Source organism: Moraxella atlantae NBRC 14588, assembly GCF_001591265.1.
In the GTDB taxonomy this organism is placed as follows: Bacteria; Pseudomonadota; Gammaproteobacteria; order Pseudomonadales; family Moraxellaceae; genus Faucicola; species Faucicola atlantae.
The window spans coordinates 102,511-115,044 of record NZ_BCUL01000002.1; the positions used below are offsets into that span (position 1 = coordinate 102,511).

The following is a 12,534-nucleotide window of genomic DNA, read 5'->3' on the forward strand; positions in this document are numbered from 1 at the left end:
CAAATTTGCCAAGCCTGCGTGCCTAAGGGTGTTCAGCCGCTGACTTGGCAAATCATGTCACAAATTTAGACAGTCACAACAAAGCGTTCACGCTCAAAGCGATATTGCTCACTGTAAATGCCATCTTCGGCGCGCTCACCTGCGCCAATCACCATGCAAATGTACTGATGTTCATTTAAGCCCAGTACTTTGCTAAGCTGTTCTTCATCAAAACCACCCATCGGGCAGCTATCAAAGCCATACGCGCGCAAGGCTAACATCAAGTTTTCAGCGGCCAACGCGGTGCTAATCAATGCCCAGTTTTTGACATCTGCTTCGGTATAGTAGGGGGCTACCGCCGCGCCTTTGACCTGACGCTGTACCTGAATTGCCGCCCACTTAACAGGCGATAGCACGTTGAGCGCGCCGCGTGTGAACGCAAATGGCATCAGCTTGCCATAATACGTCTGAACTGCCTTGGGCACAGGTTTAGATGGATAGTAAGTGATATTGTCCTTGGCGTTTTGTTGCCACGTATCACCGCGTCCCACGCAGACGATTAAGCGATTGGCGGTTTTGGCGGCATTTTGGCTCATACAGCACTTAACCACCGCCTCACGCATCGAAGGTGAGTCAATGACAAAAAATTGCCATGGCTGTAGGTTGCTAGAATTGGGCGCAAGCATGGCGATATCTAAGCAGGCATGCAGCACCTCATCGCTAATCGGTGTGTCGGTAAAACGGCGCACCGAACGGCGTGAACGTACCACATCGCCAAATGTTGATTCGGCAAATACCTTGGCAGGGTCAAACGTACTCATGTTGTTGTTCCGTTTTAAAATAAGTCAATCGGGGTTAGCAAACGCTGATCGCTGGCAAACCGTTGGGCTTACAAGCTATCTTGATAGTCATCGGCGTCCATCAAGCCGTCATAGTCGTCGGCATTGTCAGGACGAATTTTAAAGAACCAACCATCGCCGTAAGGGTCGCTGTTGATGGTTTCAGGTGCGTCAATCAATGCGTTATTGATCTCAATGATTTCACCTGCAATCGGCGCATACACATCGGATGCCGCTTTGACCGATTCAACCACAGCAATTTCATCATCAGCTTCAACCGTTGCGCCGACCTCTGGCAATTCAACATACACGATATCACCAAGCAAATCTTGCGCGTGGTCTGTGATACCGATGGTTAGCGTACCATCTGCTTCTTGGCGTAGCCATTCGTGGCTGGCGACGTATTTTAAATCCGCTGGAATTTGGCTCATATCCCGATTCCTAACTCGTTGTTATCAAGGTAGTTAAACTAAGTAGGCAATGAAAGCACAAGCTACCTACATGAAAAATATGGCCGATAAGCGTACCGACCATATCAAAATCGCGCTAACGCATTAGCGGCGATGTAGACAAAACTGCTTACTGCGCGCAAGCAAAGTTAAATTGCTGACCTTGTGCTACCACGTTTAGCAACGCTGAAGAACCATCAACTGACCATGTGTAAACGGTGCTACCATCGCGGTTAGCCAATTGATAGCGGTTGCCACCAACGGTATTTGGATCTTGTTTTAGTAGCATAGCGGTGTCATTGAGCGTAAGCATTGGTGCAGTTACTTTTAGGTTCACTGAACCATTGGTCAAGCCGTTAGTGCGCGTATTTTGGTTGTAGAATGCAGTCACTTGTGTGTTGTTGTCGCAGCGATAAGTTACTGAGTTGTCTTGAACAGCTTGGATTTGCGCTGGGCTAGGTTGTGCCACATTGGTTGAAGTACATGCGCCCAAAACAGCAACCATCGGTACTAGAGCAAGTAGCTTTTTCATAACTATTCCTTCATTAAACAATACCAAGGGTAAAAACACTTACCCCGAAAAATAACTAACTTTGTTCAGATAAATAACACGGTATTTAAGCGTAAATCAACGCGATTATCTTTACCATTGTCAGTAAATCCAGTCAAATTTGCTTACTATTCAATGATTGTGCAAACTTCACTGGTTAATGCCCATCATAGCATTAGCGTATCGGCTAAGCTAGATTAAGCGAATTGTTTTTTGCCATTTCTCACAAAAGGTAACGAAATGATACGAACCGCGGTCGGTTTGCCACGTAAATCAACCTGTGCTTGCGTGTCGGTATCTATTGCAATGACAGGTACGCGCGCGATGGCAATCGATTGTTTAAGCGTTGGTGAAAACGTGCCACTGGTAATCACGCCTGTGCGCCCGTCAGCAAGCGTCACCGCCATGCCCTCACGCAACACACCGCGCCCATCAAGTACCAAGCCAACTTGCATTTGGGCTTGTTTGGTGCTGATGGCTTGCTGCTGTTTGGCAAGCATCGCTGACTTACCAACAAAATCGCGATCATCATCCAACGCCAACGTCCACGCCATGCCACACTCAAAAGGTGTGATGGTGTCATCCATTTCATGCCCATACAGATTCATGCCTGCCTCAAGTCGTAGCGTGTCACGTGCACCTAAGCCTGCAGGCACAACGCCTTGTGCGACCAAATCGGCAAAAAATTGTGTGGCAGCGGCAGCAGGTAAAATCACCTCAACGCCGTTTTCACCTGTGTAACCTGTGCGCGCAACAAACCAACCTGCACCCTCAATATCGCCTAAATCCTTGCCAACAAACGGCTTTAGACTTGTCAATACATCTGCCCAAGCCGGTTTAGCCGCGGATAATTTGGCAATCGCACGCGGACCTTGTACCGCCAACATGGCTAAATCGTCACGCACTTGGATAGCAACATCAGCAAAATCTTGCGCCACCTGCTTAAAGTGCGCCACGTTTTTGTCACGCGTGGCAGCATTGGACACAATGCGATACGCGGTTTCAGCGTCATTCATACGATACACGATTAAATCATCAATCACACCGCCGTTATCATTGAGCATGGCGGAATACACCGCTTTGCCAACGGTTTTAGCTTTGTCAATGTCATTGGCGATCAGGCGTTGCAGCCACGCCTTCGCGTCTTGCCCTGTGATGTCGCTGATGACCATGTGTGAAACATCAAACATCCCTGCATCGGTACGCACCGCGTCGTGCTCTTGGATTTGTGAACCGTAATGAATGGGCAATTCCCAACCCGAAAAATCGACCAATTTGGCATGGTGGGCGACGTGCGCGTCAAAAAAGGGCGTACGCTGCAGCGGCGCGGCAGTTTGGGCAGTGGTAGTTTGAGAAGTAGCGGCTTGAGCAGTGGCGGGGGTTGACATAAGCAATCCTGTCACAAAGGCAAAAAATCTAAGGCAGATCATATGAATAGGTAAAATGCTAAACGCTTAGGGCGTTGCAGCATCCAAACCAGCCAATGACTACCGATTATTAACAAGTAACAAAAAATTTGCCCTATCTGTCCTATGACCTGAGATTTTCAACCGTTTAAAACCAACTATCATGTGGTAAAACAGCTTTTTCCCCTTCGGTGATGGCGGCTAGTGAGAAAAATAAACCTGCCATGCTCTCCAGATGTGTGTGCCAATCACGGCAAGTGGTGCGCGTGTGGCGTGATGTTCAGTCCATGAACCTGAGCGATTGTAGGGTTTTTGCGCCTTCGGTGATTGCCAGCGATGTGTCCGATCATTGATTGACCAGACAAACAAAAATTGCCGCAATACTCTCCTGACATCTAGCCTATTATGCAAATTTTTATTAGATTTGACAAGCACTTTTAACGTTTGATGTCAAATGTTTGAGCAAAGCAATCGTTCATGCGTGCGCTGCCAAACTGTGCTACACTAAACCACTATCACAGCGACGGCACAAGCGATTGGCGGAGGGATTGTGGATATCATTAGCACGACATTTGCAGGCATTTTTGCCATGTTGGCACTGGGCGGCACGATTGACCAAACAGACAGTAAGTCCACTAAAATCAGCTTACCTGATCGCCAAACCAGCACCTATACCATGCCAAGCATTGCAGGCACATGGCAGCTACAACTTGCCAAAACCGACCCAAAACAGCCCAACTGCCAAGAGCGTTACAACTTCGCTCGTGATAATGTATTTATCGGCGCAAGTGGGCAAGAGTTTAGCTATGGCAAGTATCGCTATATCGACCTGCCCGACAGCCTACCGATTTTATTGGTGCAAACCACGTATGACAACAACCAAACTGACTGTTCGGGCGTGCGTGTTGATCAATCAGGTGAGCTGTTGGTCAGCTATGTCAAACAACAAGGCAACACCATGTATTGGTGCGCCGACAAGCAAGGCAAAAAATGCCCAATGAAAATGCAGCGCGTTTTGCCATAGAGGCTTGGCATTCTTGATCAATTGAAATGATAAAAATATGCTACCACCGAATTTTAACCCATCAATTGCCAGCACGCCCAAAGCAGGACAAGGTGCAGATCGTCTGATTAGCCCGTTGGGACGGCGTGAAGACAATGCCGATAGCCATATCCGTCCAAGCCTGTTGGCAGAGTATATCGGGCAACCCACTGTCAAAGAACAAATGCAAGTGTTTATCGATGCGGCGCGTAGCCGACAAGAGGCACTTGACCACACGCTGATTTTTGGTCCTCCAGGTTTGGGCAAAACCACATTGGCAAATATCATCGCGCGTGAGATGGGCGGCAATCTGCGTTCAACCTCAGGACCTGTGCTTGAGCGAGCAGGTGATTTGGCCGCCATGCTCACCAACCTTGAGGCAGGTGATGTGTTATTTATTGATGAAATTCATCGCTTAAGCCCTGTTATCGAGGAGATCTTGTACCCTGCGATGGAGGATTTTCAGCTGGATATCATGATCGGCGAAGGTCCTGCCGCTCGCTCGATTAAGCTTGATTTACCGCCATTTACCTTGGTGGCAGCCACAACACGGGCAGGGCTATTGACATCACCGTTACGTGATCGCTTTGGTATTGTGCAGCGGCTTGAGTTTTATAGCGTGGCAGATTTGACCACGATTGTGGCACGTTCGGCACGGCTGCTTAATGTACCGATGACCGAGGACGGTGCGCGTGAGGTTGCTCGCCGTTCACGTGGTACGCCGCGTATCGCCAACCGCCTTTTGCGCCGCGTGCGCGATTATGCCCAAGTCAAGGGTGATGGCACAGTAACAGCAGAGATGGCGCACAGCGCGCTGGATATGCTGGCGGTGGATAAGCGTGGGCTTGACGGTTTAGACCGCCGTTATTTAGATACACTCAAAGAACGCTTTGATGGTGGGCCTGCAGGTGTTGAGTCTATCGCGGCAGCATTGGCAGAGGATCGTGGCACGCTTGAGGATGTCATCGAGCCGTATTTGATTCAGCAAGGTTATATCGTGCGCACCGCTCGGGGGAGGATGTTGGCAGGCGTTATAGACTAATGTGTGGTTGTTTTACGCCATATTAAATGCTGCCTTGATAAATCAAATAAGCCCCAATCTTGGTTGGGGCTTATTGTTGTATTGTCTATTAAGGTTAGTTGTTCGGGCGACAGAAGCTTGCCATATTTGCGGTAACCAGTGTGCCAAATGGGCTAATGGTATTAGGACGCGTGCCTGTGCTGTTTGTTTGATCCAATGTGACATCGTCTTGAACTAACGGTAAGCTAATTGTACGCTGCCCTCTAAACTCACTACCATCGACACGGGTAGTAACCCACACGGTTGCAGTCATCCACTGAGCGTACTCCTTAGGATAACGAATGGTAAAGTCAAGTTTACCTGCGCTATCGGTACGGATAGTTTGGTTGTTACCAAGCTGCTGACCATCGCGACTCAATACGGTGATTGGATTAATTGGGGTCAGCTGACCGTCACCGTTATAGTCCTCACCAGCGTCTAAAATACCATTACCATTAGAGTCCTCGTTCAGGCAGCTAGCTGACCCTGTTATTTGTACGCTGCGACCACTGGTATTGTCAAAATAACTTTGCTCCCATCGCGCAGGCTGTTCTGGCACTGCGGGTGTGGTAATGTTACCGTTATCATCACGTACTTCTGGCACTTCAGGCACTCGAGGTATAACACGCCATAAGCCTACGGTGTAAGTCTCTGGTACAACCGCAATTGATACCTCTTGATTGGCCGCAGGCTGACCGACTGAATTATTGACAAAGATTGAGCCATCTTGTAAATAATAAATGTTGTCAGCGCTTACCTGCAGTGTGTCTGAGAACGCAAAGCCGATATACGTTGCCATGCTTTGTACGGTTAGCCGCTGGCTTGCAACCTGCGGTCTGGTAACGTTGGTGTATTCGTTACCGATTCTGACTTGATTGACCGCAGCGCGAATCTCAACGCCATTGACAGGAGTAGGCACTCCACCAGCAAAATAAGCAATCTGCGCCACGCCGCTATCGTTGGTGAGTGCGGTGGCCGAGCTTAGCCGTCCAGAAGATGGGTCGGCTACAATGCTAAACTCCACCAAAGCGTTTTTGATTGGTGCATCATTGCTATCACGCACTGTCGCAATCACATTGGTTTCACCATTGACGCTTACTGTCGAATTGGTGACCTGAAGCAATAGTTTTTGGACATCATTTGAAATAAAGCTGACAGTGCTGTTTAACAGCGTATTGTCATTGTGCGTGAGTGTCAGACGTGCCGTTCCAGGTGCATCAGAGCGTAAGCCACCAAAGGTAACTTGTCGTGACTCAGGCACGGTCACACCCAAGCGCGATTGTCCATTACCAAACACGCCACGATCGGTTGATAAGTACACCACGTTACCCACAGGGATATCGCTAGGTAGATTGACCACCACGTCACCTGAATTGCCAACGCTAAGCTCATTATTGGTGACATCTGTGCCGTTTCGCTGTAGGCTTAGGCTCAAGCGATTGGGATCAACTTGGGTAAGTGTTACCAATGAGAAGTCTTGGCTGATGCGTTGATTGTTTCTATCTGTCCCCTCAACACGCACGGATAGTGGATAAGTACCATTGGCAGCAGCGCCAAGCGCGGCGGTATTAACGCTAACCCTGAAGTTACCAGCGTTATCTGTATTAGCCGCAATAGGTATTGCCAGCGGTTGATTGTTATTTAACAATGTCACACGGGTATTGGTGATGGCACGACCACCGCCATCAACCAATTGACCAGATATGCTAATGGTTTCGTTGTCAGTGACCGATGTTTTGGAGGCTAACACATTGCGTACCGCTGTACCCGTAACAGGAATTTCAAGCGTTTGCTCTTCGGTACGGAACACACCGTCATTCACCATGACGCGCACACGTGCCGTGTGGTCAAGTTTAGCCACCAATCCCACATCGCTTTGACGTAGATTAAACTCAACGTAGCCGTTCTCGTTGGTGCGTAACGCAGAATTGGCGTCAAATGATAAGCCTTGTCTAACGCCATCATCCAGTAGCTGTAAGAAGACGGGCACGTTGGCTTGTACGCCACCTTGTGTATCAAGCACACGCACGGCAAGCGTCATGGTATCGCTAGCTGTATTTAGGCGCTCTTTGGATTGAGTAACAAACAACTCATAGGCTTGCGTGCTGCTGTTGTTGGTTGCGCCACGCAGTACCGTTGTCATGCGTGCGTTGCCTGACTGCGCGGTGATGGTCACACCATTGCGCAGCATCTCAGTCACCTGCGTAACTTCAAGCTCGATGGTTGCGCGCCCATCAGCACCTGTTTTAACCACAGCACCCGTATTATTGATCAAGCCTGAATCCGTTGGCACGTTAAAGCTAACTGACGCATTGGGTACAATTGCACTGTTTTGGTCAAGCACCACAGCAGTGAGCTTGACCTTATTACCAACGTTCATGGCAATATTATTAAACTCTGAGCGCAACATTAAGGTTGCTGCTTGATTGCTGGCATCCGTCATCGGCGCTCTGAGAGTTGTTTGGGCAGTTTTGTCACCCGCATTGACGCGCACAGTCAAGCCCATTGTTTGTAAATAAATACGCTGTTCATCGGTTAGGGCACGTGACTGCAGTTGTAGGGTTGCCTCGCCATTGGCATTGGTAAGCACATTATTTTGTGGGCTCGCGGCAAAAATACCGGTCGCGTTGGTATCATCAATTACAAAACTAACTGGTACATTAGCCAAAGCATTATTTGCCGTATCGCGCAAAATTGCAGTGACATTGATGGTCTCGTTGCCATCGGTGCTGATCGTGTTGGTATCTGTGATTAAAGCCACGCTATTGACGGTCACACTAGGTTGCGCCTGCGCCTGTAGCTTCAATGCAGCTTGTTTGCCGTTGGCCGTGGCGTTGATGGCAAAGCCTTTTAACAGATTGGCACGCTGCTCATCAGTCAATGACTGAACCTGTAGCGTGATTACCGCTTGCCCTTGGGCGTTGGTAGCTACGCTGGCAGGTGACAGGCTAGCAACGCCATATTCTGCCAACGAGGGCAAATTGAAGACTACAGGTACACCTTCGATACTGCCGTTGTTAGCGTCAGCAACATTGGCAGTCACTGTAAATTGCTCACCAAGTTTTAATGGAATATTGCTTACATTAGCGGTTAAAGTCAATCGATCGACAGTTTCAGCGTTGGTTGCTTGACCTTTAAGTGTAAGCTGACCAGTTTTGCCATTGGTTGAGTTTACCGTAATTGTTAGTCCGTCGCGTAAGGTATCTTTTTGGGCGTTGGTTAAATCAGATTTAATCTCAAGATCAATGACTGCTTCGCCTTTTTCATTGGTTTTGACGGTCGATCCAGTAATATTATAAACACCAGTAATCGCTGGGTCAGGCATGCTGACGCGTAATTCTTGATTGGCGATACCGCCAAAGTTTTCATCCAATGCAATGGCAGTGACTTTAACCTTGACACCTTTTGCCATTAAAATATTATTACTATCTGAAGTAACTGATATGTTGCTAACAGTTTTTGGTGTCTCTACTGGTTTGGTTTTAATCACCAGTGGGGTGACTGATGTGCCATTCGGTACGTTGGCGTTAATGATAAAGCCGTTTTTAACAAGATAATCACGCTGGGCTTGGCTGAGCGATTTGATTTCAAGCTTGATAGCAGCTTGACCTTGCTCATCGGTTTTGACAGTTGAGCCTGTCAGATTAGCAATGCCAGTTTGCTCAAGCTTTGGAATGCTAAAAGTAACGGGTACGTTTGAGAGTGCGCCGCGGTTAATATCGCCAACGTTGGCAACCACTGTGAAGGTATTACCCGCCGTCAAGTCGATCTCAGAAACACTGCCTGATAACAGCACGTTAGCCACTTTATTGACATTGGTCTGTGGGGTATTTAACGGTTCTTGACCTAAAACAGTCAGCACGCTGTCTTTAACCACAGGTGTTGCGCCCGTCGTGTTTTGTGCACTGGCTTTTACTCGAACACCTTGCTCCACTAGGCGTTGTAGCGCAGCCGTAGATTTAACTTCAAGCTCGAAAGTGGCTTGTCCTTGCGCATTGGTCACAACATTGGTGGTGTCTGATACAGCGTAAATACCCGTATCAGCAGGATTGTCAAGTAGTTCAAACTGTACAGGCACCCCACCAAATCCAGTGTTACTGCTATTGAGCACGACTGCGGTGATGGTGAATTTTTCGCCTTGCTGAACCGTAAATGGATTGACCGATGAAATTAAATTGATAGCTTGTACATCAAGTCTTTGTACGCTGCTGTTGGTTGATGGCTCGATACCTTTTAGCGTGATGCTGTTGGATTGCACGCCGTTGCCTTGAGCTTTAGAGGTAATTACCAAACCATTTTGTTTGAGGTATTGGGCTTGTTCAGCCGTCAAAGATTTGACTTCAAGCTCAAGTTTTGCCTCGCCTTTTTCGTTGGTGGCGACAGTTAGGTTAGAATTAGCAAATACACCTGTCAAAACTGAGTTGCTAATATTAAAATTTACTGCGGTATTGGGAATAAAATTGTTGTCGCCATCAAGTGCAATGGCAGTCAGCTCAATTTTACTGCCTTTTTCTAAAGCGATGTTTTGGCTGTCACTGATTAGTAAAATATCTTTAACATTATCACTTGGTGTTGTTACGGTGGCGTTATCTGTGCCTTTAAGTGTTTTGCTGGTGGTTAAATTACCTATGGTTGCGCGTACTTCTAAGCCTTTATCTTTTAAATAATTGCGCTGATCACCGCTCAAAGCGCGTACATCTAGTGTGATGGTGGCTTTACCTGTTGCGTCGGTCGTCAAGTTTTGTACAGTTGAACTATACACACCAGTGACCGCAGGGTCAGTAATAGCGATATTGACAGGTACACCTGCTACGCCAAGATTGTTGTCATCCAATGCATAGACTGTAAGTTCTAGTTGACTGTCATTGACTAAAGAGAATAACGACTGCGCGCTAAAGAGCTGCACTTTTTTAACATTTGCTAGATTTTGAACGACATTATTATTGTTACTGGTACTATCATTGGTCACCGAAGTCATGCTTGCTTTTGGAATCTTCGGCATTAATGTATCGTTGTGCCCGCCACCACCACCACCACCACCACAACCTGCCAATGCCAATGCTGTTGATAACGCAGTCAATTGAAAAGACTTAACGATACTGGTTGAAATTGCCATGATTGATTCCTTACAAATCCTTGCCATGTGGTTTAAACCGTTTAAATAAAGCGAATTTTTTAAATGCTCAACGTAAACGCATGAGGATAACAGCTTGGCTAAAGTAATAAATACGTAATGATTTAAAAAATCATTTAATAAGCGAATAAAAGCAAAAAAATTAACGATAGCCTATGGCTACTTTTTGTTACGCTAAATTTACTGATTTTTCCATAGACTTACAAGTAATTTTGGCATAAAAATCCAGATTTACGATAAAAAGCTTATAAATGGTTATAAAATGCAAGGATTTGGCGAACAGTGAGCAGCTTATCGTGCTATGATGGCGTGTTATAAAATGTAAGTTTATATTGCTTTTTGATATTTTAATTTTCTAGCCATCACGATCAAACGTTATGAATCCTGTATCGTCTAAGCGTGGTACCAATCACGAATCACGATCGCTGTACAACCAAGCCAGTCGTTTATCATTGGCAAAAAATTGGCAGCGATGGCTTGAGCCTACCATGCCATTGTTGGCGGATGCGTGTGGTATAAGCCTGGCGCAAGCGCAAGCTACATTAACGCCGCTATTGACGACCTGTGTTTATCGGACTGCTTATTTTGCGACCTATCAGCCCAAATACCTTGTAGCGTTGCTGAGCAAAACTGACGACAAAACTTGCGCCTATCTAACCACCCAATCAGGTTTCACGCTGACCCATCTAGCCATGCTTGTGCAAGATGCAGATGGCTTGACGATGCAACTATTCACCGATACCGCTCATTGGCATGCACTGTTGGGCACACTGATCGCGCCATCACGGCTAGATTTGGTTACGTTAGATAAACTGGCAAAACTTATTGTGAGTTTGTCGCTGATTACTTTAAGTTGGCTGTGGCGCGATAGCCAAAACGCGACCGCTAACATCAGCTTGGCGCAACTGACCGAATGGCTTAAACAACAGCCCGTGTATTTACACCACATAAACATAGACAGCGCGACGTGGTGTGCATGGCGCATGTTGGCAGGTTACCAAGGTGTCATGAGCTTTCGCGCCGAGCAACGAGTGTACCAAGACCTAAACAAATATGGGCTAGCAGGTTGGCAACAGGCATTAGCAAACCAATTACAAAGCTACACTGCGCGTCAGCCATTGGCGATTGTACCGAAAAAGCCGCCAAAATATACCCCAAAAGCCTTATCGATCAGCACATCCAAACGCCAAATTGCGTCAAGTGGCGATATTTTTGCCAAACCTACACGCCAAACCACTCAAAAAACTCTACCATTACGTGCCTTGTATAATGTCAATTTTGCCGCACGGCTACAACAGCATTGGATTGCCACCGCCGTTGGATTGTCGGCATTGGTGTTTGGCGGATTGGCATGGGCATGGTCAGCATTTGTTCCAAAATCTGTTACCAACACAACCAACACCATAGCAAGCGCACCAAAAACCCAAACCTACCAAGATGTTGCCATCGTGCGCGTGGCATCTGGTGTAGAACATACGGCAAGCACCACCACCAAACACGCCTCTGCCAGCTCAGTAAGCGCGACAAAATCTGATAATCAGCAAGCCGCTAACCAGAACAAAGCTAGTACAACCAGCAAAAATACTGCCTCATCGCAAGCCCAAACCCCTGATCGCGCCACCAAGCCCACAAAAGACAAAACGACAACAGACAAAACGACAACAGACCAAACAAACGACAAAGCCAGCACCCAAACCAGTAAAGCCAGCAAACAACAAAACCAGTCAAAAACCAGTCAGGCTACTGGTAAAAAAGATACAGATAAAAAAGATACAGACAAAAAAAACACCCATAAAAAAACTGCAGATAAAAAAACCACAGATAAAAAACCGACGGATCAACAAGACGCCATCAGCAAAACCAAAAAATCAGACCGCAAATCATCCAAAGCCAGCGCAAATGATGACGGTACCGCAACTGGCAGCGATACAAAAAATGATAAAGCCAAATCCACGCGAAAAAACACCTCGCAAGACAACAACAAAAATCAAAAAACAACGTCCAACAAAACCAAATCAGCCGATTAACCATAAAAAAAGGTGCCACACAGCACCTTTTTTATTAAACCTAGCAAA

The 12,534-nt window shown here is 47.0% G+C and carries 8 protein-coding genes and 2 riboswitches; of the genes, 3 read left to right on the forward strand and 5 right to left on the reverse strand.

Annotated features, from left to right (window positions below):
• Positions 1–65: 65 nt before the first annotated feature.
• The 4 genes from MA2_RS01875 to gcvT all read right to left on the reverse strand — a co-directional run bounded on the left by MA2_RS01875 (position 66) and on the right by gcvT (position 3,205).
• On the reverse strand, positions 66–800 hold the full coding sequence (locus tag MA2_RS01875; RefSeq protein ID WP_067055669.1) for a nitroreductase family protein: 735 nt from the start codon (positions 798–800) through the stop codon (positions 66–68).
• 68 nt (positions 801–868) lie between these two features.
• Positions 869–1,249, reverse strand: a complete 381-nt coding sequence (gene gcvH / locus MA2_RS01880) for a glycine cleavage system protein GcvH (RefSeq protein WP_067055672.1) — start codon at positions 1,247–1,249, stop codon at positions 869–871.
• Positions 1,250–1,397: 148 nt separating this feature from the next.
• Positions 1,398–1,799, reverse strand: a complete 402-nt coding sequence (locus tag MA2_RS01885) for a hypothetical protein (protein ID WP_067055675.1) — start codon at positions 1,797–1,799, stop codon at positions 1,398–1,400.
• 215 nt (positions 1,800–2,014) lie between these two features.
• Positions 2,015–3,205, reverse strand: coding sequence for a glycine cleavage system aminomethyltransferase GcvT (gcvT, locus tag MA2_RS01890; protein WP_067055678.1), 1,191 nt, complete (start codon positions 3,203–3,205; stop codon positions 2,015–2,017).
• Positions 3,206–3,332: 127 nt separating this feature from the next.
• Positions 3,333–3,468: riboswitch (glycine riboswitch) on the reverse strand.
• Positions 3,469–3,494: 26 nt separating this feature from the next.
• Positions 3,495–3,623, reverse strand: a riboswitch (glycine riboswitch).
• Positions 3,624–3,773: 150 nt separating this feature from the next.
• Between gcvT and MA2_RS01895 the strand changes: the two genes are divergently transcribed.
• Both MA2_RS01895 and ruvB read left to right on the forward strand, forming a co-directional pair.
• The gene (locus MA2_RS01895; protein WP_067055682.1) at positions 3,774–4,247 is read left to right on the forward strand and encodes a hypothetical protein; all 474 of its coding nucleotides are present in this window, start codon (positions 3,774–3,776) and stop codon (positions 4,245–4,247) included.
• Between the two features lie 37 nt (positions 4,248–4,284).
• Positions 4,285–5,307: a Holliday junction branch migration DNA helicase RuvB gene (ruvB, locus tag MA2_RS01900; protein WP_067055685.1), complete on the forward strand. Its 1,023-nt coding sequence runs from the start codon at positions 4,285–4,287 to the stop codon at positions 5,305–5,307.
• Positions 5,308–5,401: 94 nt separating this feature from the next.
• Here the strand turns inward: ruvB and MA2_RS01905 are convergent, their stop codons facing one another.
• Positions 5,402–10,441 (reverse strand): Ig-like domain-containing protein, encoded by a 5,040-nt coding sequence (locus MA2_RS01905; RefSeq protein ID WP_067055689.1) that lies wholly within the window; start codon positions 10,439–10,441, stop codon positions 5,402–5,404.
• A gap of 395 nt (positions 10,442–10,836) precedes the next feature.
• Here MA2_RS01905 and MA2_RS01910 point away from each other — a divergent pair, with 395 nt between their 5' ends.
• Positions 10,837–12,486 carry a hypothetical protein gene (locus MA2_RS01910; RefSeq protein WP_067055693.1) on the forward strand — a complete coding sequence of 550 codons (1,650 nt, stop codon included), beginning with the start codon at positions 10,837–10,839 and terminating at the stop codon, positions 12,484–12,486.
• The last annotated feature ends 48 nt before the right edge of the window (positions 12,487–12,534 follow it).